This window comes from Paramicrobacterium chengjingii, from assembly GCF_011751765.2.
GTDB classification, from domain to species: domain Bacteria; phylum Actinomycetota; class Actinomycetes; order Actinomycetales; family Microbacteriaceae; genus Paramicrobacterium; species Paramicrobacterium chengjingii.
This window is the reverse complement of the sequence record NZ_CP061169.1, coordinates 1,472,048-1,496,633: the sequence shown is the minus strand read 5'-3', so window position 1 is coordinate 1,496,633 and position 24,586 is coordinate 1,472,048. Positions and strand designations below refer to the sequence as shown.

Genomic DNA, 24,586 nt, shown 5'->3' with positions numbered 1-24,586 from the left:
AGGTCTCCGTCACATGGATCGTGGGGTATCTGACCATTCTAGGCGGTGAAGCAGACGTGAGGTTCTGACCGCCACCGGCGTTAAGGTGGATGGGTGACTCCAGAAGATGCCCCATGGCTGGCGAGCTATGCACCGAACGTTCCGCACACGATCGACGAGGTGGCGGGGTCGCTCGGTGACATCGTCGCTGAGTCCGCACGATCGTATCCGGATGCTGCCGCCTTGGAGTTCTTCGGAGTCGAAACCACGTACGCCGACCTCGACGATGCCGTGTCCCGCGCGGCCGAGGGTCTGCGCCGTCGTGGTGTTGCCCGTGCCGACCGTGTAGCGATCGTCCTCCCCAACTGCCCGCAGCACATCGTCGCCTTCTACGCTGTGCTGCGTCTCGGCGCAATCGTCGTGGAGCACAATCCGCTGTATACAGCGCGCGAGCTGCGGCATCAGTTTGAAGACCACGGTGCGAAGACGGCGATCGTGTGGAACAACGTCGTCGGTACGGTCAAAGATTTCCCCGACGATGTGGCCGTCAGCACGCTGATCTCGGTTGATGTGGCGCGCGCTCTTCCCACCGGAATGCGCCTGGCGCTGAAGCTGCCGTTGAAGAAGGCCCGCGAGTCGCGCCGTGCACTCACCACGCCCGTCAGCGGCACAATTCGCTGGGAACAGCTGACTGCCTCAGAACGGCTCGCGGGTGACCACCCGGCTCCGTCAAAGGACGACGTCGCCGTAATTCAGTACACAAGCGGCACAACCGGGTCGCCAAAGGGTGCCGTGCTCACGCACGCCAATCTCCTCGCGAACGCCGCCCAGGCACGTGCCTGGGTTCCGACAATCACCCCGGGCGACTGCGTTGTCTATGCCGTTTTGCCGATGTTCCATGCGTACGGGCTCACGCTGTGCCTCACCTTCGCCATGAGCATGGGGGCACGGCTCGTACTGTTCCCCAAGTTTGATCCCGACCTCGTACTCAAGGCCGTGCGCAAGCATCCACCCACCTTCTTCCCCGCGGTTCCGCCGATTGCGCAGCGGCTGCTTTCTGCGGCACAAGAAAAGGGCGTCTCGCTCAAGGGAACAGAGATCTGCATCTCGGGGGCGATGCCGCTGTCGCAAGACCTCGTCGAACCGTGGGAGGAAGCATCCAACGGCTACCTCATTGAGGGGTACGGACTGAGCGAATGCTCGCCAGTGCTTATGGCAAACCCGGTATCACCGGGGCGTAAAGCTGGAACCGTGGGCCTTCCCTTACCCAATACTGAAATTCGCGTCGTTGATCCGGAGAACCCCTCTGTCGACGTTGAACGTGGGGAACCCGGCGAGCTCATCGCACGAGGACCCCAGGTATTCAGCGGCTACTTCAACAAACCTGACGAGACGGCCGCGGTGTTCACCGATGACGGCTGGTTCCGTACGGGCGACATCGTCACACTCGATGACGAGGGGTTTGTGGCGGTCGTTGACCGTAAGAAGGAGCTCATCATCACTGGCGGGTTCAACGTGTCGCCGTCCGAAGTGGAGAATGCCCTCTGCTCGCACCCCAGTGTTGACGAAGCGGCCGTTGTCGGTCTGCCAAGTAAGCATTCAGGCGAAGACGTCGTCGCAGCAGTCACCGCAGCCCCGGGCGCAACCATCGACCCAGAGGAGCTGCGGGCCTTCGCCCGCGACATTCTCACTCCGTATAAGGTTCCACGCCGTATCGTCCAGGTCGATGAACTACCGAAGTCACTCATCGGCAAAGTTCTGCGAAAAGATGTGCGGGAATCGCTTCTCGACACCTGAATCTGGACTATTCCTCAGCGTCTGCGTTCGAGAGGAAGCCGGGCCCCTCTGTGACGAGGCGCGCGAACTGCTCGGCGTCGAGAATGACAAGACCAAGCTCTTCGGCCTTGGCGAGCTTCGAGCCGGCTCCGGGGCCCGCGGCGACATAGTCGGTCTTCTTCGACACGCTCGAGGCCGCCTTTCCGCCCGCGCTGATGATTGCCTCTTTCGCGCCGTCACGTGAGAATCCCTCGAGTGACCCCGTTGCGACAACAGTCAGGCCGGCGAGTACCCCACCCTGCTTGGCCGCAGCGCCCGGCCCCCGGTGGCCCGGAGTGTAAAACTGCACTCCCGCGTCCGTCCAGACGCTCACGATATCGCGGTGCCAATCGACGTCGAACCAGGCGCGAAGCGAATCGGCGATGATGCCACCGACACCGTCAACGTCGGCTAGCTCATCGCGTGTTGCCTCCCTGATTGCGCCGAGCGATCCGAACCAATCAGCGAGCGCCCGTGCAGCAACCGGCCCGACGTGACGAATATTGAGCGCCACCAATAGCCGCCAGAGAGGTTTGGTCTTTGCGAGCTCGATGTTCTCTATGAGCTCGAGAGCGTTCTTCGATGGCACGAAGTCGTCGTCTCCCGAGAACTCGGCCGCTTCGGGGTCGAATGGACCGTCTTTCTTCGTTCGCTTGCGCGCAAAAGGCGTCACGACCTTCGCCGTGCCCGCGTCGTCTGTTCGCGGCAGCCCGGTTTCTGGATCGATCACCTGCGTGCGAATCGGAAAAACGTCGGCGAGGCTAAGGTCGAAGAGTCCTGCCTCCGTCACGAGCGGGGGTTCTGAGGGTTCGATCGGCTGCGTCAGTGCAGACGCACTCACCTCGCCGAGCCCCTCGATGTCAAGTGCGCCTCTGCTGCCAATGTGCTCTACCCGTCCGCGAACCTGTGCCGGGCACGAGCGCGCGTTCGGGCAGCGCAGGTCGATGTCGCCTTCCTTCGCCGGTCTCAGCGGCGATCCGCACTCCGGGCATTCCGCCGGCATCACGAACTCACGCTCGCTGCCATCGCGCACGTCAACCACCGGTCCAAGAATCTCCGGAATGACGTCTCCGGCCTTGCGCAGAACGACGGTATCGCCGATCAACACACCCTTGGCTTTCACAACGTCCTGGTTGTGCAGTGTGGCCTGGCTCACCGTTGACCCAGCGACATGCACGGGTTCAACGACGGCAAATGGCGTCGCCCTCCCCGTGCGCCCGACACTCACAACGATGTCGAGAAGTCGCGTGTTCACTTGCTCTGGCGGATATTTGAAAGCCGTCGCCCATCGTGGCGCTCTGCTTGTCGCCCCGAGCTCATCGTGAAGTGCCAGTTCGTCGACTTTGATGACGATGCCGTCGATCTCGTGCTCGACCGCTCCTCGGTTCTCTCCGTAATAGTGAATGAAATCGACGACCCCGTCTGCATCGTCAAACACTCGATAGTGCGTCGAGGTCGGAAGCCCCCAGTCCGCGAGCAACTCGTAGATGTCTGATTGGCTTGCTACCGGTGGGTTGGGCCACGCGCCGATTCCGTGAACAAGCATCTGCAGTCGCGAGAGTCTGTCCCGCATGGTCTTCCGTTGCGCGTCTGTCTTGGTTTCCGACTTCTGTCTCAGGCTCCCGCTCGCCGCATTACGCGGGTTTGCAAAGACCTTCTCTCCGGCCTTCTGCTGTCGCTCGTTCAGGGCGGTGAACGCTGCGACGGGAAAGAAGATCTCTCCCCGAACCTCAACAAGTTCGGGATGTCCCTCCCCCGAAAGCCGGCGCGGAATCGATGGAATGTACCTCACGTTTTCCGTGACGTCTTCACCGACCACCCCGTCGCCTCGCGTGGCGGCAGACACCAGACGGCCGTTCTGATAGCGCAGGTTCACAGCAAGACCATCGATCTTCAATTCAGACAGATACCGGATGCTACGGCCCGCAGCTCGTTCGGTGCGCGTCGTCCACTCACGCAGTTCGTCATCGCTGAAGACGTTGTCGAGACTGAGCATCCGCTCGGCGTGAACCACCGGGGCGAACAAAGTTGTCTCAGCGTAACCGCCAACGGTCTGCGTCGGTGAGTCCTGCCCCTGCAATTCAGGATACGCGCGCTCCAGCGCTTCAAGCAGATGCATCATCTCGTCGTACTCGTGATCAGAAACGAGCGACGTATCGCGATCGTAGTACGCATCGCGAAGCTCGATGATTCGCGACGTCAGCGCACGGGCTTCTTCTGCGGCCTGCTCAAGGCTCAATTCGCTGGCATCAGTCACGTTACACAGTCTACGATCCGCAACCGACATCACTTCCGCCAAAATGTCGTACCACACGCGCATGACTCCGGCCACTGTGGGATACAGTGATTCCGTGGCTCAGAAAGGCGACCCCTACCGGGTCGAATCAGTGGATCGGGCAATGCACCTGCTCGAACTCCTTGCCGAGCGAGGAACTCTCAGCGTCACCGATGCTGCTTCCGAGCTCGAGGTGGCCGCGTCAACAGCCCACCGGCTGCTCACGACCATGACTCACCGCGGTTTTGTTGAGCAGGGCGAGAAGCGGTTGTACCACCCCGGCCCGAAGCTCACGGGTCAGCGCACCGACGGAAATCAGCTTCGACGGATCGTCCGCACGATGCGTCCGCATCTTGAGTCGCTCGCCCACCGTCTCGATGACACGGTGCATCTCGTTATTCTCACGGGGCCGGACGTGCGATTTCTCGACGGCGTCGAGGGCACGCAATGGCTTCGTGTCAGCCTTCGCATCGGCTCACGAACCCCGGCTTTCACCACATCGGGGGGCAAAGCGATCCTGGCCGATCTCGGCGATGCTTCACTGCCCGCGCTCTACCCGACGGGTCTGCCCCCGTGGCGCAATGAGAAGCAGGCGACGCTTACCGAATTTCGCCGCGAGCTCGCTACCGTGCGCAACCGCGGGTACGCCGTCAATTTTGGCGAGAGCGACCCAGACGTCGTCGCTGTTGGCGTCTGCATCGCGAGAGAGCCTTCGCTTGCGCTCTCGGTAGCCGTTGCCAGGGATCGATTCGACGGGAACGTCGAGAAGAGACTCGCGCAGGAGCTGCGTGCTACCGCAGCATCCATTCGGTCACACTGACGCTCCGACGGGAACGGCACTCACCGTTCGGTCGATAGTGAACTGTCCGAGCACCCGGGTTCCCACGTACAGCACGGCGCTCTGGCCCGGAGCCACTCCGTCGAGCGGAGTCTCGGGGCGCACAACCACCTCACGCTCGCCCGATTCCTCGTTCGCGCTCATGACGGCGACGGCGGGAACGGGATCTGCGTGTGCCCGAATCTGAACCGCGCACGAAAACTCGACTTCAGCGTTCTGAGGCGGAAGACCCGCCCAGCTGTACCGGCAACCAGCGATCTCGGCAATCGCCAGCGCTTCCTTCGGACCGACAATCACTTCGTTGCTTCGCGGCTTCACTTCGAGCACGAATCGCGGCCGGCCATCCGGTGCGGGAACACCAAGGTTCAGACCACGCCGCTGCCCGACGGTGTATGCGTGAGCACCCTCGTGGTTGCCGACAATGTTGCCCTCCCGGTCACGGATCTCACCCGACTCCGCGCCGACGTGTTCGGCAAGCCATCCGCGCGTATCACCGTCGGGAATGAAGCATATGTCGTGGCTGTCTGGCTTGCTCGCCACGGTGAAGCCGCGCTCGGCAGCCTCAGCCCGCACGAGATCCTTCGACGGCGTATCTCCGAGCGGAAAGAGGGAGTGTTCAAGCTGATCGGCAGTGAGCACGCCGAGCACATATGACTGGTCCTTCGCCCACGCGCTTGCCCTGTGCATTTCGCGGTGACCGTCTGCGTCATACCGGATGCTGGCATAGTGCCCCGTGCAGACGGCGTCGAACCCGAGGTCGAGCGCCTTCTCGAGCAGTGCGGCGAATTTGATCTTCTCGTTGCAACGCAGACACGGGTTTGGAGTGCGGCCCGCCGCGTACTCGGCGATGAAGTCGTCAACGACATCTTCTTTGAACCGCTCTGAAAAATCCCATACGTAGTACGGGATCCCGATCATGTTTGCAGCGCGCTGCGCGTCCATCGAGTCCTCGATGGTGCAGCACCCGCGACTGCCTGTGCGCAGCGTGCCGGGCATGCGGCTGAGCGCCAGGTGAACACCAACGACCTCGTGGCCCGCGTCAACAACTCGGGCGGCGGCCACCGCAGAGTCGACGCCTCCGGACATAGCAGCGAGAACCTTCATCGTTCCAGTTTACGTCCGCGCGGCTGAATGTCAGCGCCGTGTCACGTCTCGGTCGGCGAGTCCGGCCTTCTTCGCCTGCCGATGCGCTTCGGGAAGCGCGCGGAGAAATGCGTCGATGTCGGCGCGCGTTGTTGTGCGACCGAGACTCACCCGCAGTGCGCCGCGCGATTCACGCTCGTCACGCCCCATGGCTTGCAGAACATGCGACGGCTCGGGAATGCCCGCCTGGCAGGCGGAACCCGTCGATACCGCGAATCCGGCCATGTCGAGCAGAAAGAGCAGCGAGTCGCCTTCGCATCCGGGAAACGAGAAGTGAGCGTTATTCGCGAGGCGTTGAGAGCGCGACCCGTTGACATGCGCGTCGGGCACTGCATCGTGAACACCCGCAATCAGCACGTCTCTGAGCTCGCTGAGTCGCTCCGATTCATCGACACGCTCGCGTATTGCAAGCTCAGCCGCCCTCGCGAAGGCGACCGTGCCCGCGACATCCTGGGTTCCCGATCGCACGTTACGCTGCTGCCCTCCCCCATGAAGCAGCGGTTCCACCGTCGCACTTCGAGAGAGATAGAGGGCGCCGATTCCCACCGGCCCCCCGATTTTATGTGCAGACACGCTCACGGCAACAAGTCCGGATGCTTCCGACGCCCCGCTCGTCGCACGCAGGTCCGCGATGTCGATGGGGACGTGACCGTATGCCGCCACCGCATCGGCGTGAAGCGGAACCCCATGCCGTGCAGCAACCCGGCCGAGTTCGACAATCGGTTGAACAGTGCCGACCTCGTTGTTCGCGTAGATGACTGTGGCAACGGCGCAACTCCCGTGCGCCTCGGTCAGTGCCGCGTCGAGCACGCCCGGCTGCAAAGTTCCCTCGGCGTCGAGCGGAAGCCATCGAACGTCCGCGTGGTCGTGTGCGGCAAGCCAATCGAGCGTGTCGATCGTCGCGTGATGTTCGCCTCCCGGCGCGAGAATGATCGGACGCGTTCCCTCGGCATTGCGCGACCAGAACAGTCCCTTAAGCGCGAGGTTGATCGCTTCTGTTCCGCCCGAGGTGAGAATCACTTCGATCGAGTCGCAGCCGATCGAGCGCGCGATAGTCTCTCGCGACTCTTCGAGAAGCTGCTTTGCCCTCTGCCCGACTCCGTGAATTGATGCCGGGTTGCCGACGATATCGAGCGCGTCAGTGTACGCCGCGCGTGACTCCGCACGCATGGGAGTCGTGGCGGCATGATCGAGATACACGCTCACGTGATGCCTTTCGCCGGTGTGTGCAATGCCGAATCGCGCTGCATTCACTACTCTAGATCCGTCAAGCGAGGTATCGGCACTCGAGCGTCGCGAGCACGATCGGAGAGTTCATGTCGAAACCGGGCACACCGGCAACGGGTGGAACCCCGGCGACACGCTTGCTCACGGCGAGCAACGTGCCGTTCACGTTGCACAGATACCGTCACGATTCGACGGTGACCGATTTTGGCGCGGAGGCAGCGAGAATGCTCAATGTTGCTGCAGAGCGCATCTACAAGACCCTCGTCGTCGATGCTGGCGATCGGCTTGCCGTCGCCATAGTTCCTGTGAATTCGCGCATGCGACTCTCCGCCGTGGCCTCATGTCTCGGCGTCAAGCGGGTGCGGCTTGCCGACCCCGCGGTCGCACAACGGAAAACAGGCTACGTCGTGGGAGGTATCAGCCCACTCGCACAGAAGTCACTCCTGCCGACAGTCATCGACGATTCGTCTCTCGAACACCCCACCGTGTTTGTCTCGGGTGGACGGCGTGGTCTCGATATCGAGATTTCTCCTGCCGATCTCCTTGCGCTCACGCGCGGCACGACGGCGCCCCTGATCTCCAGGTAGCGCTCAGAACAGCAGGCCCGCCAGCCGAGCACGCGCCTTGGTTACACGCGGGTCTGCACCGACAATCTCGAAGAGTTCAAGTAGTCGCTCGCGCACCGTCGTCTTGCCGTCGTCGTCCACGTGAGGAAACAGTGTGAGAAGCCGGTCAAAAGCGTCGTCGATATGACCACCAGACACGTCGAGATCGGCGACGGCCAGCTGTGCGTCAACATCGAAAGGGGCGGATGCTGCGGCACTGCGCGCCTCGTCGAGTGACGCTCCGTTCACACGAACAAGCAGGCGCACCTGTGCACGCCCGGCCTTCGCCTCATCGTCCTTGGGGTTCTGCGCAATTGCCTTGTCATACGCGGCGACGGCAGCATCGAAGTCCCCGCGTTCAATGGCGTCCAGAGCTTCCTGGTGCAGAGGTGGGAGCGGCTCCGGTTCGGGATCCTTCTCCTCCGACTCGAGGGTGCCTTCCGACACCGTCGCTGTACCAGTGACCCCGTTCTGCGCCGCAATCTGCAGCACTTGCTCGATGACCTCGCGCACCTGCGCTTCGGGAACGGCACCTTGGAACACCTGCATCGGGCGTCCGCCGAGCAGCACACCGACCGTGGGAATCGACTGTGCCTGAAAAACCTGCGCAAGTTGCGGGTTGGTGTCGACGTCCACCTTCATCAGCAAGATCTTGCCAGCGTATTCGGCAACGACCTTCTCGAGAACCGGCGTGAGCTGTTTGCATGGGCCACACCACTCGGCCCAGAGGTCGACGAGAACAGGAACCTGCATCGAGAGCTCGACGAACGTCTCGACGGTCTGGTCTGTGCCGTCCAGCACGAGTCCGTCGACAACGACGGGACCGCTGTTCGGCTGCGCATCCTGCGCCTGCCCAGGCGCACCCTGCTGCGTGGGCGGGGCACCCCTGTTGACGAGGCTCGACAGGTCGACTGCACCGCGTATGGATGCTCCGTCAAAAGGCATATCACTCATTTCAACTCCGTGGCACTCAGAAGCCCCTGACTGAAGCCCAGAAGTGTGATCTTGCCTTCGGAATCAGCGGGCGGAACGTAGAACAGCAATTGATCAGAATACGTGGATTCGATGCCCTTTGCAGTCTCGTCGAGTCCTGCGAGAGCGGCCATCGTCGTTCCTTCGATCTTGATGAGCGCGCCCTCTTGCTTAGGCTTCACCGTTTCGACCTCAAGCATGCTGACGGAAACAATTGCCCCCGAGTTCAGCGTGGCGAGTGACACCGGTTCGGACTCACCGGCTTTCGTAGCAAACGAGATGGTCGCGGTATCGGGCAGCTCCGACTTCTTCGTGTCGCGATCGGACGCGATGGCATCAATGAGCGTGTCATTACTGACGTCGAACTTCGAAGCAAATTCGCTCTCCTCCCCCTTAGCCACGACATCGGCGTAGGCAGCAGCGATGTCTTGGGGAGGCATGGTCAGCCAGGCGGAATCGGCGGGGATGCCTGCAGCCCCAACGCTCGCTGGCGCGAGTTGCGGCACAACAGCATCCGGTTCGAGACGTTGCGTATAGACGACTTTGTAGTTGTCGCGCGGTGTCTCCTGCTCGAGCACGACGGACGTTGGCGCGACAGTGGGATCTTCGTCTTTCACCATCGTGATCACGGTTCGCGGCCAGGTATCTGTTGCCTTGGGAAGGCTGATCGTCAGTGGCGACGCGGGAATCGGCGCGGGCGCAGCGTAATCGGAGATTTTCTCGCGGATGTCGTAGTTGGTTTGGCGCTCGGTGAGCGCGGCCCCGGCAAAGCGCGTCGCGGCAAGATCTGAGTCTCGAGCGCTGTCAGCCTCCGTGGCGACGGCGGAGACCTGCGCCATAATGCGCTCAAGCTGCGGAATGGAGACCGCGGGTTCGGGCAATTCTTCGCCAGTTTCCGGAGTTGCCGTCGGCGTCGCAGACGTTTCGAGGCTCGGATCGGGAGTGAAATCAGGCCAGAATGCCTGTGAACAACCACTGAGGCTGATGGCACCAACCAGAACAATCGGCACCGCGATCATGCGCAGCCGACCTCGACCAGACTTCTGTGAGCCAGTGAGTGCCCGCGGGCGCGCCCCTCGACCGAGGAAGCGCTTCTTGCGCCCGTCGTCGATTCCCTTTCGGCGCGGCCCTCGCGAACGACGCAGATGATTGATTCCCAGAAGATAGAGCACGAGACCAACGATAATCATGATGATTCCGCCAACGATCAGCGGACCTGCCCATGGCGTCGAGTTGTCGCTTGGCCACGTGAGCTTGAGGTGCGAGGGAGCTGCTTGCGCGCCGTCCGATGCGACGAGAACGCTCACGCCCTCTGGAATGTTCATCGGCGCGATAACGGCATCCTTCTCGATATTCTCCATCAGCCAGAGGTCAGAACCGGCAGGGTTCGGGGCAGTCGTCTCTTCGTCGCCCTCCTTCTCGGCTGCGTCTGTCTCGTCGTCTGGCGCATCCGGAGCAGGAGTTTCGGTCGCCTGAGGATCCGTATCTGTCGCTTGAGCCTCGTGCGTCTTCGAGACAAGTCTTGTCGTGTCTTTGTTGAACGAGATCGTGTTGTACGGCTCGTCGCCCAACCAGGCCTTGATATCTCCCGTGCGCGCGTAGGCCACGAAGACAGTGTCTGATCCGGTTGCTGTCACGGACTGTTTGCCGGGAAGAGCGGTCATGGTCTCGCCATCGATGACGGTGAACGCCAGATCGTTGTCGATGCTGACCTCATAGGAAACCGCTGCCGGCGGAAGAAAGACCGTCCTTTGGGCAATTCCGAGGACGATCATGGCAGCCGCAACGACAAACGCGGCTATAGCCAAGACGAATCGCACGAGTTTCTCCTCCAGCGCCACCGCGGATTAGTCGAAGCATCCGAATTTCGGGTCGAGAGCAACGACGGTGACGAATACAGACGCTACAGATTAGCCCATTTGTCTGAAAACCCGCTCGGCGACTCGGCCCTGGATATGCCGATGGCGACTGCCGTGGGCGTTTAGGATGAGGGGCACGCAATTCAAGGGGGCTCGAGTGAAAATCCAGAACGCGTTCCGGGTCGGACTCGTCGGCACCCTCGGCGTCGGCATCGGCCTCCTCATCATCAACTCGGTCGTGTCGCTGTCGACAATCATCATCTACATTGGCGCAGCGCTGTTTATTGCGCTCGGCCTCGACCCGATCGTCACCTGGCTGGAAAAGAAGAGCTTTCCCCGCTGGGCCGCGCTCATCACGGTGATGCTGTGCGTGCTTGCACTTTTCACTGGCGTGATCTGGATGGTTGTTCCGATCATCGTGGATCAGGTGGGAAAACTCGTCGCTCTCGTTCCGCAGATCCAACGCCAGATCGGCGACCTCACGCTGCTGCAGTTTCTCGAGCAGCAGTTTCCGTTTATTCCGTTTGACGAGCTCATCGACAGCGCCGCGGGTTGGCTCACCGACGCGAGCAACGTGTCGAATCTCTCGAGCGGAATTCTCAGCGTCGCCCTCTCGATCGGCTCGTTTTTCTTCGGTGCGCTGATTATTTTGATCCTTACCCTGTATTTCACAGCCTCGCTGCCCACGATGCGCCGCGGCATGTACCTGCTTGTCCCGGCATCGAAGAGGGAACGGTTCGCCGATCTCAGCGAGCAGATCACAGACTCGATCGGGCACTATGTGATCGGACAGGCAAGCATCGCTGCCTGCAACGGCATCCTGTCGTTCATCTTCCTGTCGATCATCCAGGCGCCGTTTCCACCAGTGCTTGCCGTCATAGCTTTCGTCGCCTCGATGATTCCACTGGTCGGAACGCTGTCTGGTTCCATCATCATCACGCTCGCCTGCTTAATTCCTGGCCTTGGCTCGCCATTCACCGCGCTTGTCGCTGGCATCTACTACCTCGTGTATATGCAAATTGAGGCGTACGTGATCAGCCCGAACATCATGCGGCGAGCCGTTTCGGTTCCGGGCGCTGTCGTGGTCATTGCTGCTCTTGCCGGAGGCTCGCTTCTGGGGCTGCTGGGAGCACTTGTGGCAATTCCCACGGCCGCGGCGATCCTTTTGATCATCAAACAGGTGGTCATCCCGCGGCAGAACGAGCTCTAGCCGAGGGGGCCGTCCCACTCCACAGCGAGGGGCAGCGCCTCGGGGTTGACAACGGCGAGAATCTCGGTCAGTACACGGCGAGTCTGCTTCTCGCCGACCCACAGGTGCCGGCCGTTCTCTACGGGAACCACAGTTGCCTCGGGAACAACGGCAAAACGCTCTTCCGCCTCAGCTGGGCGAAGATAATCATCCAACTCGGGAATCACGGCAATGAGCCGTCGCGAATCACCGGCCCAAGCGCCCAGCTCTGCATCAGTCGTGCGGTGCAATGGAGGAGAAAGCAGGATCGCACCGGAGACGGGATGCGCGCGACCGTACTTCATTGCGAGCTCTGTTCCGAACGACCACCCGAGGAGCCAGGGGTTTGGCAGGCCGCGTTCGCCTACGAATGCCATCGCTGCCGCAACGTCGGCTTCTTCATCGATGCCGTCGCCAAAACGCCCGTCGCTCGTTCCGCGTAGTGATGTCGTGCCGCGAGTGTTGAAACGCAGAACAGCAAGATCAGCGATGGCAGGAAACCGAGCGGCCGCCTTCTTGAGTATATGAGAGTCCATGAACCCGCCCGCCGTGGGCAAAGGATGCAGCGTGACCAGCGTCGCCACCGGCGTGCGTGTTGTGGGAGTCGCGAGTTCTCCCACGAGCTCCAGCCCGTCTTCGGTGTGCAGTGTGATGTTCTCACGCTGTGCAGGAAGCTCGACCCCTCCTTTGATCTCGATGGTCATGAGATACTCCAGCAGTGAGAGTGCCAATGGCGCCGAGCTGCGAGATCTGAGGAGTCACCGAGCACGCCATCCGCCCTCCACGTGACCAAATGCGACACGCCTGTCACGACGACCCCACCACAGCCGGGGCAACTGTATTCCTTCAACGCTCGGGCAGCAGACACCGGCTGAACGTTCCATGAAACGCCGTGACGCACTTCCGTCCGCTTCCAGCCGGAAAGCAGATGGCTGAGGTCATCCTCATCGTTCTGAACGGCAGGGCGTCGTCGACGCGGCCGATTGCTGCGCGGCATCATGAACTCCACGGAGTGCGACGGGGTCAGTAAAAACCTTTTGCCTGCGAATGGGACCATGCCCCACAGGGGGAACCGTATCGCCCGGAAATGTACCCGAGACCCCACGAGATCTGTGTTGCGGCGTTCGTCTGCCAGTCGGCACCAGCCGAGGCCATTTTGCTCCCCGGCAGAGCCTGCGGAATTCCGTAGGCCCCCGATGACGCGTTGTGGGCGTAGACGTTCCAGCCTGATTCGCGATCCCAGAGCGCAACGAGGCAACTGTATTGGTCTTCGCCCCAGCCGCGCGATGTGACCATATCGTGGGCTATCGCCTTCGCTGAACCCGGATCGGGCGTACCCGCAGGCGGAGCACCTGAGCCTCCGGACGAATCATCGTCGTCGGTCGACTTCTCTTCGACAGGATCCGGCTTCGGCTTGGGCTTAGGTTTGATGTACACGTCGTATCCGTCGCGATCGACGGCCGTCTCGTAAGCGCCCGCGACGACCATCGACTGTGCGTCGGCGGTGCGATCGGTTTGGGCCACTTGAAAGTACGGTGAGGCTGTGGCGCCGGAGTACGGATCAACGACGTTGACGGCGAGAAATGCGAAAGCAGCGATAAAGGAGAACAGCCCAAGCACGATTGTGCGGCGTGTACGCGGTCGCTGACGTTGCGCCTTCACGCTCGGAATGGCCGGAATGATCTCTGCAACATGCTTACCCACGATAACGGTCATGTTACACGAGTCGCGCGCTGGGGTTCCAGTGCCACGCATCGACCATCAGCGAACGGCCAGCATCACGCTCACAACCGTGTCAAGCACAGCATCCACCTGCGCTTCGTCGTAGCCGCCGCGTTCGCTTGAGAAAACAACAGTGCGGACCCTGTCGATGCTGATGGGCGCGCCGTCGGTGAAGTAGTCCTCGATCTTCCGGGCGAACTTATCTACATCGTCGCGTCGGTAGCCCTGCGTCAGGATATTGACGCGGCGAAATCTTTCACGATCCGGGCGTGCGAGGCGATTGAGAACGACTTGAGCCGTCGTCGTTGCGTCTTCGATCCAGCTGTCGCGCCCCCTCTCGTCGTACGCATTCTCGCGTTCACGCCGAGCAAAGGCATCCTCAAGGCGCTCCAGAGCAGCATCAACATGAACGGGCGAGTACCCCTTGCGCTTCATACTGAACGACGCCGAGCGCAAATCGGAGGCGGTCATCTGCGCGGAGTCGGACTCGTTGTACGCCTCACGGGCACGCTCAAGGAACGCCTCGACTTCGTCAACCGCGTACCCTTTGCCGTGCTTGACCAACGGAAAATGTGATGTCACGTTCTTATTGTCTCTCACACGCTGCTGAAAACACCCTCAGTGAACCGCAACCGTGTAGACCGCAAACATGACGGCCGCCGAGGGAAGAATCGAATCGAGTCTGTCGAGAAAACCGCCGTGCCCCGGCAGCCACGAGCTCATGTCTTTAATGCCCATGTCGCGTTTGATCATTGACTCGACAAGGTCTCCGACCGTCGCACTCCCCAGAATGAGTAGGCCGAGAATAACGCCGACCCACCACGGCTGACCGATCATGAAGAGCGCCAGCAGAATGCCAGCGAGGATGCTGCAGACGACAGCGCCGGCGAAACCTTCCCACGTCTTCTTCGGGCTGATGTTCGGGGCCATAGGGTGTTTTCCGAAGGACAGGCCCGCGGCATAGGCGCCGACGTCAACACTCACGACCAACGCAATGAACGCTAGTGTCCACCATTCACCGTTCTCTTGTGAAACGAGTACGACGGCGAAACTGGCCAGCCAGGGAACGTAAACCTGAATGAACGCCGCTGTTGCCAGGTCACTCACCGTCTGTTTCACATTTCGTGATTGCCCCGACGCCATCTGAGCGACAAGCCGGTAGACGATGACGAACGCGATGCCGCCTGCGAACACCATGCCGCGGGAGGGGGCGTCGATGAAATATGCCGTGCCGATGATGAGCACAGCCGAGATCACCGCGGCGATCGGGTCAACGGCCCGTCCCGTTCGACGCAGGGCATTCGCGAGTTCAAAGGCCGTGAAGCCTACGATGATCGTCGCGAAGATCGCAAAGACGACCTTCACAAAGATCAGACTCGCCACGAGGCCGATGCCGAGAACGACCCCGATCACGATCGCGAGAATCAGATTTCGGCCCGTTCTGGCCTCAATCCGCTCATTCACCTGGTCGAAACGCACCCGGCCGTCGCGAACCTGGCGTTCGATGTCATCTCTCGTCTCGCGCAGCTGCGCGTGCAGGTCCGATCGGCGCCGGCGGCCGCTCTCTCGCCGTGACGAGTGCTCGTCATCAGCGTTCACAGAATTCCTCGATTGTGATCACGGATGTCACACCTCGAGAAGCTCGGCCTCTTTGCGCTTGAGAGCCTCGTCAATGGCGTCAGTATGCGACTTGGTGATCTGCTCGAGTTCTTTCTCGCCTCGCGCAACCTCATCGTCTCCGACATCACCTTTCAACGCATCAAGATCATCTTTTCCCTTGCGGCGGATGTTGCGAACGGCGACTCGCGCGTCTTCACCTTTTCCGCGCACAAGCTTGACGTATTCTTTGCGACGTTCTTCCGTGAGCTCTGGCATCGTCACCCGTATAATCGTGCCGTCGTTCGTCGGGTTGACGCCAAGGTTCGGGGCATCACGTATTCCCTGTTCGATGTCCTTCAACGCCGTCTTGTCGTACGGCGAGATCACGATCGAGCGGGCATCAGTGTTGTTGATCGACGCGAGCTGCTCCAGCGGTGTCGGCGAACCGTAATAGTCAACGAGAATGCGCTGAAAGAGTTGCGGGTTCGCTCGCCCCGACCGCACGGTAGCGAAGTCGTCCTTGGCCACCTCAACGGCTTTGTCCATCTTTGATGACGTTTCAGTCAATACATCGGCGATCACTCGTCGCTCCTTCTCGTCGTTGGCCTTGATCCAGTCTAGTTGCTGACGAAGGTTCCCATCTCACTGCCGCGCAGCGCAGCCGTGACGTTGCCCGATGGCTCCATTCCGAACACCTGCATCGGCATATGGTTATCCATGCACAGGCTGAATGCCGTGGAATCGACAACCTTGAGGCCCTTCTGCAGCGCCTCCTGATACGTGATGTTGTCGATGAGAGTTGCGCTCGTGTCGATGCGAGGGTCGGCCGTGTAAACGCCGTCCACACCGTTCTTCGCAACGAGCACAACATCGGCGCCGATTTCAAGCGCACGCTGGGCCGACACGGTGTCAGTCGAGAAATAGGGAAGGCCTGCTCCGGCACCGAAGATGACGACACGCCCCTTCTCGAGGTGCCGTTCAGCTCGACGCGGAATGTACGGCTCCGCCACCTGAGTCATCTCGATTGCAGACTGAACGCGCGTCGTTGCGCCGGCCTGCTCGAGGAAGTCTTGCAATGCAAGGGCATTCATAACGGTGCCGAGCATGCCCATATAGTCGGCGCGGCCGCGTTCCATGCCGCGCTCTGAGAGTTCAGCTCCGCGAAAAAAGTTGCCGCCTCCCACGACGACGGCAATCTCGACGTCGCTGGCGGCTTCTGCAATTTCCCGGGCGATGTTACCGACAACGTCGGGGTTCACCCCGAGCTGGCCTCCACCGAACGCTTCACCTGACAGCTTCAGCAGTACTCTGCGCTTCTTCTCCGACATGCAGATGACATCCTTCCGATCGTGTGCTCTTCAAACTACTGGGTGTCGTGCATGCGTGCACACACAAAGAAGTCCGGGCTGCTCAATTCGCAACCCGGACTCCTCTCGTATCTTTACGCGCCGACCTTCAGGCGAGCAAAACCGGTGATGGTCAGGCCAGAGTCGGCGAGAACCTTCTTCACCTGAACCTTGCTGTCGCGGGCGTACGCCTGCTCCACAAGCACAACCTGCTTGAGGAAGGCATTCACGCGGCCCTCGATGATCTTCGGGAGCGCGGCCTCTGGCTTGCCCTCGTTGCGCGAGATCTCGGTGACGATCTCACGCTCTTTATCGAGCACGTCTGCCGGAACGTCGTCGACGCCCAGGTAGGCCGGGTCGAACATTGCGATGTGCTGCGCGATGGCACGGGCCGTCTCTGCGTCGTCGCCCTGGTAGGAAACGACGACTCCGATCTGGGGCGGCAGGTCCTTCGACGTGCGGTGCAGATAGACAGCGAAGTTCGTACCCTCGACGCGCACAACACGACGGAGTTCGATCTTCTCGCCGATGGTCGCTGCCTGCTCGCCGATGACGTCGGCGACGGTCTTGCCATCGCTGACGGCAGCGAGACCTTCATCGACCGACGACGCGCCAGCCGCGACTACCGCGTCGGCAACCGTGTTTGCCAGGTCGCCGAACTTCTCGTTCTTTGCGACGAAGTCAGTCTCGCAGGCCAGCTCGACAAGCGTCGTTGAACCGTCGGACTCGCGCGAGAGGATCAGTCCCTCGCTCGTCGAACGGTCAGCGCGCTTTGCGTTGCCCTTTGCACCCTTCAGACGAAGAATCTCCGTCGCCTTCTCGATGTCACCGTCAGCTTCGACGAGCGCGGCCTTTGTGTCGGCCATGCCCGTGCCAAGCTGCTCACGCAGCGTCTTCAGATCGGCAATGCTGAAGTTTGCCATTGTATGGAACTCCTTGTAGTCGAAAGTTACTTTGCGTCGTCGGCTGCAGTGGCTTCGTCGGCCTCAGCAGCAGGAGCCTCGGTTGCCTCTTCGGCAGTTTCCTCAGCGGGAGCTTCGGCTGTCTCAGCGGCGGGTGCCTCTTCGGCAGCCGGAGCCTCGTCTGTTGCCGGAGCCTCGGCTGCGTCGACAGCAGGAGCATCAGACTTCTCAGCTGGTTCGTCGGCCGGCTCGGTCGTGGACTCGCCCTGCTCAGCGGTCAGAAGTTCTTTCTCCCACTCGGCCAGCGGCTCGGCCTGCTCAGAACCCTCGGCAGGCTTCTGGTGGCGCTGGATGAGACCCTCGGCGGCGGCGTCGGCAACGATGCGTGTGAGCAGGCTCACGGAACGGATCGCGTCGTCGTTCCCCGGAATCGGGTAGTTGACCTCGTCGGGGTCGCAGTTGGTGTCGAGAATGGCGACGACGGGAATCCCGAGCTTCTTCGCCTCGTCAACGGCGAGGTGCTCCTTCTTCGTGTCGACGATCCACAGTGCAGACGGGGTCTTCGTGAGGTTGCGAATTCCGCCAAGCGACTTGTGAAGCTTGTCGAGCTCGCGCTTCTTGATCAGAAGTTCCTTCTTTGTGAAGGCAGACTTCGAGGCATCCTCGTAGTCGAGCTCCTCGAGCTCCTTCATGCGCGCAAGTCGCTTCGAAACCGTCTGGAAGTTCGTGAGGAGTCCACCAAGCCAACGCTGGTTGACGTAGGGCTGACCCACGCGCGTCGCCTGCTCGGCGATGGATTCCTGAGCCTGCTTCTTCGTTCCGACGAAGAGCACGCTGCCGCCGTGGGCGACGGTCTCCTTGACGAAGTCGTACGCGCGGTCGATGTACGCGAGCGACTGCTGAAGGTCAATGATGTAGATGCCGGAACGCTCCGTGAAGATGAAGCGCTTCATCTTGGGGTTCCAACGACGGGTCTGGTGCCCGAAGTGCACGCCGCTGTCAAGCAGCTGGCGAATCGTTACGACGGCCATGGCCGTGTCTCCTTCTCTGACGCCGTGCGGCGTCTCTGCGGTTGATGGTGCGATCTGGTGACCGCACTCCCTGGTGCCCGGCACACACCCACAACGCTCACAGAGCGAAGACCGTTGGGTGAGGAGGCCGATTGGGCACGCGTAGTCATCCCGACACACGGGATGCTCCGGCCATTCTAGCATCCGACGCGACGTGCGTTGTCGTCCACAGCCCAACGATGAGGCATCGACATTCACATCGTGGCTGAAGTTTCAGGCGGACCCCTCGTCACAGACAACAATCGGGGAATGGGCATCCATTCCTCTCGACGCCGAATGCGCGGCGTCATTGCCGTCACCGCCGTGGTTCTCGGGCTGTCAGTGGTGTTTACCGATGCTCCCGCTGCGGCTGTGCACTCCCCCGCAGATTCTGCCGCCAACACATCCTGGCAATGGCCGTTGGACGGCAATCGACGTGTAACCCGGGCATTCGAGGCGCCGACTGACCCCTGGGGAAAGGGGCACAGAGGAATCGATGCTGCCGCGAACGAGAATCAGGAGGTTCACGCACCAGCGGAGGGAACAGTTTTCTTCGCCGGTGTTGTTGTCAACAGGCCGGTGATCACGATCGAGCACATTGGTGACGTGCTCAGCAGCTTCGAGGCGGTGACTCCGCTTGTCTCAGAGGGTGAGAGCGTGAAACGCGGCCAGGTGATCGGAACAATCACGACGGGACCGCACTGCGGTTCGGATTGTCTGCACATCGGCGTTCGTGTTCACGGCGAATACGTCAACCCGCTCATCTTCTTCGGCGGGATCGAGAGGGCTGTGCTTCTCCCGTTCGTCTCGGCGGCTACGCGCGAGGGTGGGCCAGTCGATAGCTCTCTCTGAGTCGGTCAGCAGACACGTGCGTATAGATCTGTGTCGTCCCGAGGCTCGAGTGACCCAGGAGTTCCTGCACGGCACGAAGATCCGCACCGCCGTCGAGAAGATGCGTTGCGGCTGTGTGCCTCAGAGTGTGCGGTCCGACCCCGCTCGCCGCCGGCACCTGGGAGAGGATGCGTGAGATCACGGTGTATGCCGAACGAGTGCTCAGTCTCGATCCTCGAGTTCCCAGGAAAACCGCAGACGTGTCTCCCGCAGTCGGAGACGAATTCTGGCGAAGCAAAAGGGCACGGGCGTCGCGAAGATAATCCACGATCGCCGACTGAGCTGGAACCCCAAAGGGCACAATTCGCTGCTTTGACCCCTTTCCCGTCACGCGCACGGTGAGCCGGTCAAGATCAACATCATCGATATCGAGTCCACACAATTCAGAGACGCGAAGTCCTGATGCATAAAGCAGCTCAACGATCGCGCGATCGCGCACATCGCTTGGGCTGCCGTCAGCGGCGGCGACGCCCAGCCCGTGAAGTAGTGAATCCATGGCGTCGCGCGGCACAACCTTCGGCAGATGCCGTCCCGTCTTCGGCGAGCGCAGTCGCGCAGCCGTGTCGGTCTCTGTCGCTCCTTCGCGCCACATCCATGCCGACCAGCTTCGGAGCGTCGCCGAGCGCCGTGCGATGGTGGTTTGCGCGAGTCCGTCGTTCGACATCTTCCAGAGCCAATCTCGATAGTGATCGAGGTTAAGATGACGCGTGTCGGTGACGGTCTGTGTGGCCGACCATTCCAGAAATGCGCTCAGGTCTGAGGCATAAGCACGCGCGGTCTGCGGCGAGAAGTTCCGCTCGACGCGCACATAGTCGATGAACTCCTCTCGAGCCGCGGCAATGTCCATGGTTTCAGTATCCGGTGACGCTGCGGGATTTCACGTGCGGCACTCCGCAGAGCTCGCCACCCCGTGGTGAAGAGTGAGCCCGACTCACGACATGAGCCATCCGTTGGCGGTGTGACGCACGTCGCCGAGAACGTCAAGGGCACCGAGGCACGCACGCACGCTGTCATGGTCGAGTCCGCTCAGCGCGGCGATCTCATCAACGCTTCGCGGCCTGCGAGACGTCATCGCGTCGAGAACTCGGGTCTGAGTCCAGTCTCGAAGAGGCTGAAGAATGTCGTTGTCGGCCCCGACGCCCGCGAGCTCTGCAACGTTGTCTGCCGTGGTGACGCAGGTCGCGCCGCTGTCACGCAGAAGACGGTGACACCCAGCCGATGTGGCACTCGTCACGGGCCCAGGCACGGCCCCGAGCGGACGCCCAAGCGTCGCCGCATGCGCGGCTGTGTTGAGCGAGCCGCTGCGCCACCCCGCTTCGACCACGACTGTCGCTGTAGCCAATGCGCTGATGAGCCTGTTGCGCTGCAGAAAACGCCACTTCGTCGGCGGCGTGCCGCAGGGCACCTCGCTGATGAGGGCACCGCGTGCTGCTATGCGCTCGATCAACTCACTGTGACCGGCCGGGTATGGCCGATCGACTCCCCCGGCGAGTATCGCAATGGTCTCCCCATTCGACGCCAGGGCCGCACGATGTGCATTTCCGTCAATTCCATATGCGGCGCCGGAAACAACCCCCAACCCGCGCGACACGAGACCAGATGCGATTTCGACGGTGATGTGCTCCCCGTACCCGGTTGAATTGCGAGACCCCACGAGAGCCACCGATCTCTCGGGAAAGGTTCCAAGCTGGCCTCGCACCCAGAGTCCAAGTGGCGCGTGCTCCCCCAAATCGTCGAACGAACCGGGCCATTCTGAATCGCCTGGCATGAGAAATCGCGCGTCGCACGCGGCGGCAGAACGACGAGCCGCATCGACGTCGGTGACTCCAATTCGCCCTGACCAGCGCTTAAGACCATCGCCGACGAGGGCAACGAGATCGTCGATGAGCTCTGCCCCGGCATCAACGTGCTTCACGAGAACATCGACGATGTCCCGGGCCGACGCTCCGCTCGACACGAGGTCGAGTGCAGAAGACGCACCGAGTGCGCCGATCAGAGAATGCGCCGTGCTGTCTCCCGGCTCGGCGATGCCGAGCCACTGCTCTCGCGCAACCCGCTCTGCATCATCATCACGAAGTTTCTCGCCTGCACATGCATTTTTCCCTCTGTTGTCTGGAGTCGTCACGTCGCTATTCCCTTTCTCAAATACAACGCCTTGCCCACATGCTCTGCCGTCGGCCTCGACGATTCAGCAAGGTCACTTACGCTCCACGCAACTCGCAGAACCCTGTCGTAACCGCGCATGGTGAGACCGCCACGTTCCAACGCGCGATCGATGACTGCCGTGACGCCGCGCGAAAGGGCACCGTCACCGCGCAACCACGCGCCGGTCACCTCCGAATTCCGCGTCCACGGTGTTTCTTTCAGACGCTCCGCGGCGCGTGCTCGCGCGGCCGCGACTCGCTCTCGCACGTCGCTCGAGTGGAGCGCCGAAGACGCGCGCGCCGCCCGCAAATGTGCCGCGGAAACACGCGGGATATTCAAATGAATATCGACCCGATCGCGCAATGGCCCCGAGAGCCTCCCCAGGTATCGACGAATCGCTGCAGGCGGGCACGTGCAGGCACCGTCTGCTGATCCGTACTGACCGCACGGGCACGGATTCGCTGCGATGACAAGCTGGAATCGACCGGGAAATCGTGCGACAGAATTCGCCCGATGAATGGTGATGACGCCGCTTTCAAGCGGCTGTCGGAGTGCATCGAGGACCGTACGAGGAAACTCCGGTGCTTCATCGAGAAAGAGCACCCCGTTGACTGCCCGAGCCGCCGCACCAGGGCGGATCATTCCACTCCCACCCCCGACGATCGCGGCAGCCGTCGCCGTGTGATGCGGTGCCTCGTAGCCTGGCCGCACGCAGAGGGTGCCATCGATCGGCTCCCCCGCAAGCGAGCGAACGCTTGCCGTCTCGAGAGCCTCATCGATGCTGAGGTCGGGCAAAATGCCCGGCAGACGTTCAGCAAGCATCGTCTTTCCCGCCCCAGGCGGACCCAGCATCATCACGTGATGCCCGCCGGCCGCGGCGGTCTCGAGGGCATCAACGGCCTCCGATTGCCCGACGACGTCGCCGATGTCGAGATCATCGACAGGCACGTCACCGTGCGGCGCTGCCTGTATCGGCTCGGTGGCTCGGGCGTCCAGGTCGGCGCCATGATGAATCGCCGCATCGCGAAGTGATCCAACGGGCACGACGGTGGCTCCGGGAACGAGCCGTGCCTCCTCGGCGTTCGCCGTCGGAACCATCACGATAGCTCGGCCCTCTCGAACCGCGGAGCGGACAGCGGGAAGCACGCCAGGGGTGGGTCTCAGTCGGCCGTCAAGCCCCAGTTCCCCGATGTGAACCACGCGGTCCACCGATGTGCGGTCCACCATCCCGTCCGCGGCAAGACACGCGAGAGCAATTGCCAGGTCAAACGTCGCACCGTGCTTGGGAAGGCTCGCCGGAGACAGGTTGACGGTGATGTGCCGCGGTGCCAGTCGGCATCCCGAATTGCTCGCCGCTTGTCGGACACGACCCTCGGCTTCACGAAGTGATCGGTCTCCGAGACCGATGATCACAAATGCCGGAAGCTGTGCGGAGATGTCGGCCTCGACCTCGATGAGTGTGCCGTCAAGGCCGATCAGGGCAACGGCCCAGGTACGTGCAACGGTCATCAGCACACCTGCTCAAGGTGTTCGATGGATGGCCGGCCATCACGGGGCCAAAGAACAGCTATAGCGTCGATACGGATGCGGCGTGGAACCGTGCTCGCATCGGCGACCCATTGATGCGCAAGCCGCCGAAGACGAAGAGATTTGTCGCGCGTTATCGCCTCGAACGGATGCCCGTAGCCGATTCCGGAGCGCGTCTTGACCTCGACGAAGACAACGGTCTCACCCGTTCGGGCAATAATGTCGATTTCGCCAAGTGTATGGCGCCAATTGCGCTCGAGTATCTCGTAGCCTGCTCGCTCCAGGTGTGCGCAGGCTGCGTCTTCGCCGCGTGCGCCGAATTCGATCGTTGACTCGTGCATGCGACCATCGTGGCGCTGCAACGCCTCACGCGCGAGGGCATCGTGCTCAGTTGTGAGCGCGCCGGATCACCACGCAAACTGTGGACGACGATTCGCGTGCAGCAATGTGTGCATGACGGCGTCCCGCGGCATCCGGACTGCGACTACTCGTCGAGAGCGAGATCCTTGGGAAGCTCGAACTCGCGGCTCTGAAGCTCCTCGATATTGACGTCCTTGAACGTGAGCACCCGCACCGATTTCACGAAGCGGTCCGAGCGGTAGATATCCCACACCCAGACGTCTTTCATCGTGATCTCGAAGTAGAAATCGTGCTCCGTGTCGCGGCGTACCAGCTCGACGTCGTTCGCCAGGTAAAACCGGCGTTCGGTCTCAATCACATAGCCGAATTGGCCGACAACGTCACGGTACTCACGAAATAGTGCAAGCTCGACCTCACGGTCGTAGTCCTCGAAATCCTCTTCATCCATTGTCGTCTCATCCTACGTGGTTGGTGAGCCAACTTCGGCGGTGTACCGGCGTTGGCCCGTTCAGCCTGATCGCTTCCATGTGCACAGTCGATCCGTATCCCTTATTCGCCTGCCATCCATATTCCGGATGCCGCGCATGCTCAGCGATCATGATGGTGTCTCTGTGCACCTTCGCGACAACGGATGCCCCCGAGATCGACGCACAGTCACGGTCGCCCTTCACCCGCGTGCGCACGTCGAGAGGGTGGTTCAGCATCGGTGACAGGTAGTCGTGGTTGCCATCGAGAAGGATGATGCCTGAGGCGACCGCGAGGCCCTGCTCATGAAGAACGCCGAGGGCGCGCTTGGCTGCCAGCCCGAGGGCAGCGATGATGCCGATCTCGTCCACTTCGCCAGCGCTGGCCAGCCCCACGGCAGAATGCAAAGCCCAGGACTGCACGATGGGTGCGAGTGCAGTGCGCTTCTTCTCGCTGAGCATCTTTGAATCGCGCAGGCCATCGGGGATGATCACGTGCGTCGCATCGACGACGGCCATTCCTACGGCGACGGGCCCGGCGACAGCTCCGCGACCGACTTCATCGCAGCCGATCACAAACGGCGCCCCTCCAGTGAGCAGCTCAGACTCAACGTCAAGCGTCGGATCACAGACGACCATG

25 protein-coding genes are annotated in these 24,586 nt (G+C 61.6%); 5 read left to right on the top strand and 20 right to left on the bottom strand.

From position 1 onward, the window contains the following. Nucleotides 1-93: 93 nt before the first annotated feature. Entirely contained in the window at nucleotides 94-1,776 is a 1,683-nt protein-coding gene (locus HCR76_RS07305; RefSeq protein ID WP_166989587.1) for a long-chain-fatty-acid--CoA ligase, read from the top strand. A gap of 7 nt (nucleotides 1,777-1,783) precedes the next feature. On the opposite strand, the gene ligA is transcribed toward HCR76_RS07305, so the two are convergent. Then, nucleotides 1,784-4,081: an NAD-dependent DNA ligase LigA gene (ligA, locus tag HCR76_RS07300; RefSeq protein ID WP_166990344.1), complete on the bottom strand. Its 2,298-nt coding sequence runs from the start codon at nucleotides 4,079-4,081 to the stop codon at nucleotides 1,784-1,786. Nucleotides 4,082-4,145: 64 nt separating this feature from the next. On the opposite strand from ligA, the gene HCR76_RS07295 reads away from it, so the two are divergent. Continuing rightward, nucleotides 4,146-4,889: an IclR family transcriptional regulator gene (locus HCR76_RS07295; protein ID WP_166989585.1), complete on the top strand. Its 744-nt coding sequence runs from the start codon at nucleotides 4,146-4,148 to the stop codon at nucleotides 4,887-4,889. On the opposite strand, the gene mnmA is transcribed toward HCR76_RS07295, so the two are convergent. Next, nucleotides 4,881-6,011, bottom strand: a complete 1,131-nt coding sequence (gene mnmA / locus HCR76_RS07290) for a tRNA 2-thiouridine(34) synthase MnmA (RefSeq protein WP_166989583.1) — start codon at nucleotides 6,009-6,011, stop codon at nucleotides 4,881-4,883. The two genes, HCR76_RS07295 and mnmA, sit on opposite strands and share 9 nt — an antisense overlap. Nucleotides 6,012-6,041: 30 nt before the next feature. Then, nucleotides 6,042-7,256, bottom strand: a complete 1,215-nt coding sequence (locus HCR76_RS07285) for a cysteine desulfurase family protein (RefSeq protein WP_166989581.1) — start codon at nucleotides 7,254-7,256, stop codon at nucleotides 6,042-6,044. Between the two features lie 110 nt (nucleotides 7,257-7,366). On the opposite strand from HCR76_RS07285, the gene ybaK reads away from it, so the two are divergent. Beyond that, the gene (ybaK, locus tag HCR76_RS07280) at nucleotides 7,367-7,864 is read left to right on the top strand and encodes a Cys-tRNA(Pro) deacylase (protein WP_166989579.1); all 498 of its coding nucleotides are present in this window, start codon (nucleotides 7,367-7,369) and stop codon (nucleotides 7,862-7,864) included. Nucleotides 7,865-7,867: 3 nt separating this feature from the next. Here the strand turns inward: ybaK and HCR76_RS07275 are convergent, their stop codons facing one another. Next, nucleotides 7,868-8,836: a tetratricopeptide repeat protein gene (locus HCR76_RS07275; RefSeq protein ID WP_166989577.1), complete on the bottom strand. Its 969-nt coding sequence runs from the start codon at nucleotides 8,834-8,836 to the stop codon at nucleotides 7,868-7,870. Beyond that, complete coding sequence (locus HCR76_RS07270) at nucleotides 8,833-10,674, bottom strand: DUF8094 domain-containing protein (protein ID WP_166989575.1); 1,842 nt, start codon at nucleotides 10,672-10,674, stop codon at nucleotides 8,833-8,835. The genes HCR76_RS07275 and HCR76_RS07270 overlap by 4 nt, the downstream gene beginning before the upstream one ends. A gap of 196 nt (nucleotides 10,675-10,870) precedes the next feature. On the opposite strand from HCR76_RS07270, the gene HCR76_RS07265 reads away from it, so the two are divergent. After that, the gene (locus tag HCR76_RS07265) at nucleotides 10,871-11,923 is read left to right on the top strand and encodes an AI-2E family transporter (RefSeq protein ID WP_166989573.1); all 1,053 of its coding nucleotides are present in this window, start codon (nucleotides 10,871-10,873) and stop codon (nucleotides 11,921-11,923) included. On the opposite strand, the gene HCR76_RS07260 is transcribed toward HCR76_RS07265, so the two are convergent. The 9 genes from HCR76_RS07260 to rpsB form a co-directional block, all read right to left on the bottom strand. Beyond that, nucleotides 11,920-12,645: an alpha/beta hydrolase gene (locus HCR76_RS07260; protein WP_166989571.1), complete on the bottom strand. Its 726-nt coding sequence runs from the start codon at nucleotides 12,643-12,645 to the stop codon at nucleotides 11,920-11,922. The two genes, HCR76_RS07265 and HCR76_RS07260, sit on opposite strands and share 4 nt — an antisense overlap. Next, nucleotides 12,642-12,938, bottom strand: a complete 297-nt coding sequence (locus HCR76_RS17565; RefSeq protein WP_166990342.1) for an Rv1322 family protein — start codon at nucleotides 12,936-12,938, stop codon at nucleotides 12,642-12,644. Before HCR76_RS17565 ends, HCR76_RS07260 begins: the two co-directional genes overlap by 4 nt. 26 nt (nucleotides 12,939-12,964) lie before the next feature. Continuing rightward, entirely contained in the window at nucleotides 12,965-13,657 is a 693-nt protein-coding gene (locus HCR76_RS17560; RefSeq protein ID WP_235934037.1) for an aggregation-promoting factor C-terminal-like domain-containing protein, read from the bottom strand. Between the two features lie 45 nt (nucleotides 13,658-13,702). Next, nucleotides 13,703-14,245, bottom strand: a complete 543-nt coding sequence (locus HCR76_RS07250; RefSeq protein WP_166989569.1) for a DivIVA domain-containing protein — start codon at nucleotides 14,243-14,245, stop codon at nucleotides 13,703-13,705. Nucleotides 14,246-14,281: 36 nt separating this feature from the next. Beyond that, a complete protein-coding gene (locus HCR76_RS07245) occupies nucleotides 14,282-15,262 on the bottom strand; it encodes a phosphatidate cytidylyltransferase (protein ID WP_235934032.1) in 981 nt (326 codons plus the stop codon). Nucleotides 15,263-15,289: 27 nt separating this feature from the next. Continuing rightward, complete coding sequence (gene frr, locus HCR76_RS07240; RefSeq protein WP_166989568.1) at nucleotides 15,290-15,844, bottom strand: ribosome recycling factor; 555 nt, start codon at nucleotides 15,842-15,844, stop codon at nucleotides 15,290-15,292. 35 nt (nucleotides 15,845-15,879) lie between these two features. Next, complete coding sequence (gene pyrH / locus HCR76_RS07235) at nucleotides 15,880-16,590, bottom strand: UMP kinase (protein WP_166989566.1); 711 nt, start codon at nucleotides 16,588-16,590, stop codon at nucleotides 15,880-15,882. A gap of 113 nt (nucleotides 16,591-16,703) precedes the next feature. Continuing rightward, nucleotides 16,704-17,531 (bottom strand): translation elongation factor Ts, encoded by an 828-nt coding sequence (tsf, locus tag HCR76_RS07230; RefSeq protein WP_166989564.1) that lies wholly within the window; start codon nucleotides 17,529-17,531, stop codon nucleotides 16,704-16,706. A 26-nt stretch (nucleotides 17,532-17,557) separates the two neighbouring features. Continuing rightward, entirely contained in the window at nucleotides 17,558-18,541 is a 984-nt protein-coding gene (gene rpsB / locus HCR76_RS07225) for a 30S ribosomal protein S2 (RefSeq protein WP_166989563.1), read from the bottom strand. 240 nt (nucleotides 18,542-18,781) lie between these two features. Here rpsB and HCR76_RS07220 point away from each other — a divergent pair, with 240 nt between their 5' ends. Next, on the top strand, nucleotides 18,782-19,411 hold the full coding sequence (locus HCR76_RS07220; RefSeq protein WP_244971516.1) for a murein hydrolase activator EnvC family protein: 630 nt from the start codon (nucleotides 18,782-18,784) through the stop codon (nucleotides 19,409-19,411). Here the strand turns inward: HCR76_RS07220 and HCR76_RS07215 are convergent. From HCR76_RS07215 to rnhB, 6 genes are all read right to left on the bottom strand, one after another. Next, on the bottom strand, nucleotides 19,374-20,297 hold the full coding sequence (locus HCR76_RS07215) for a tyrosine recombinase (protein ID WP_166989561.1): 924 nt from the start codon (nucleotides 20,295-20,297) through the stop codon (nucleotides 19,374-19,376). The genes HCR76_RS07220 and HCR76_RS07215 overlap by 38 nt on opposite strands. An 84-nt stretch (nucleotides 20,298-20,381) precedes the next feature. After that, nucleotides 20,382-21,575, bottom strand: coding sequence for a DNA-processing protein DprA (dprA, locus tag HCR76_RS07210; RefSeq protein WP_166989559.1), 1,194 nt, complete (start codon nucleotides 21,573-21,575; stop codon nucleotides 20,382-20,384). Then, nucleotides 21,572-23,104 carry a YifB family Mg chelatase-like AAA ATPase gene (locus HCR76_RS07205; protein WP_166989557.1) on the bottom strand — a complete coding sequence of 511 codons (1,533 nt, stop codon included), beginning with the start codon at nucleotides 23,102-23,104 and terminating at the stop codon, nucleotides 21,572-21,574. The genes dprA and HCR76_RS07205 overlap by 4 nt, the downstream gene beginning before the upstream one ends. Beyond that, the gene (locus tag HCR76_RS07200; protein WP_166989555.1) at nucleotides 23,104-23,463 is read right to left on the bottom strand and encodes a YraN family protein; all 360 of its coding nucleotides are present in this window, start codon (nucleotides 23,461-23,463) and stop codon (nucleotides 23,104-23,106) included. Before HCR76_RS07200 ends, HCR76_RS07205 begins: the two co-directional genes overlap by 1 nt. Nucleotides 23,464-23,606: 143 nt before the next feature. Further along, nucleotides 23,607-23,930, bottom strand: coding sequence for a DUF2469 domain-containing protein (locus tag HCR76_RS07195; protein WP_166983442.1), 324 nt, complete (start codon nucleotides 23,928-23,930; stop codon nucleotides 23,607-23,609). A 7-nt stretch (nucleotides 23,931-23,937) separates the two neighbouring features. Then, nucleotides 23,938-24,585, bottom strand: a complete 648-nt coding sequence (rnhB, locus tag HCR76_RS07190; protein ID WP_166989553.1) for a ribonuclease HII — start codon at nucleotides 24,583-24,585, stop codon at nucleotides 23,938-23,940. Nucleotide 24,586 lies beyond the last annotated feature (1 nt).

Bases quoted from the DNA above. Each gene is read 5' to 3' on its own strand.
- rnhB (WP_166989553.1), bottom strand. From the start codon at position 24,585: ATGGTCGTCTGTGATCCGACGCTTGACGTTGAGTCTGAGCTGCTCACT.
- HCR76_RS07260 (WP_166989571.1), bottom strand. From the start codon at position 12,645: ATGACCATCGAGATCAAAGGAGGGGTCGAGCTTCCTGCACAGCGTGAG.
- pyrH (WP_166989566.1), bottom strand. From the start codon at position 16,590: ATGTCGGAGAAGAAGCGCAGAGTACTGCTGAAGCTGTCAGGTGAAGCG.
- HCR76_RS17565 (WP_166990342.1), bottom strand. From the start codon at position 12,938: ATGCCGCGCAGCAATCGGCCGCGTCGACGACGCCCTGCCGTTCAGAAC.
- rpsB (WP_166989563.1), bottom strand. From the start codon at position 18,541: ATGGCCGTCGTAACGATTCGCCAGCTGCTTGACAGCGGCGTGCACTTC.
- mnmA (WP_166989583.1), bottom strand. From the start codon at position 6,011: ATGAAGGTTCTCGCTGCTATGTCCGGAGGCGTCGACTCTGCGGTGGCC.
- tsf (WP_166989564.1), bottom strand. From the start codon at position 17,531: ATGGCAAACTTCAGCATTGCCGATCTGAAGACGCTGCGTGAGCAGCTT.
- ligA (WP_166990344.1), bottom strand. From the start codon at position 4,081: ATGTCGGTTGCGGATCGTAGACTGTGTAACGTGACTGATGCCAGCGAA.
- HCR76_RS07195 (WP_166983442.1), bottom strand. From the start codon at position 23,930: ATGGATGAAGAGGATTTCGAGGACTACGACCGTGAGGTCGAGCTTGCA.
- HCR76_RS07200 (WP_166989555.1), bottom strand. From the start codon at position 23,463: ATGCACGAGTCAACGATCGAATTCGGCGCACGCGGCGAAGACGCAGCC.
- HCR76_RS17560 (WP_235934037.1), bottom strand. From the start codon at position 13,657: ATGACCGTTATCGTGGGTAAGCATGTTGCAGAGATCATTCCGGCCATT.
- HCR76_RS07205 (WP_166989557.1), bottom strand. From the start codon at position 23,104: ATGACCGTTGCACGTACCTGGGCCGTTGCCCTGATCGGCCTTGACGGC.
- HCR76_RS07215 (WP_166989561.1), bottom strand. From the start codon at position 20,297: ATGGACATTGCCGCGGCTCGAGAGGAGTTCATCGACTATGTGCGCGTC.
- ybaK (WP_166989579.1), top strand. From the start codon at position 7,367: ATGTCGAAACCGGGCACACCGGCAACGGGTGGAACCCCGGCGACACGC.
- HCR76_RS07275 (WP_166989577.1), bottom strand. From the start codon at position 8,836: ATGAGTGATATGCCTTTTGACGGAGCATCCATACGCGGTGCAGTCGAC.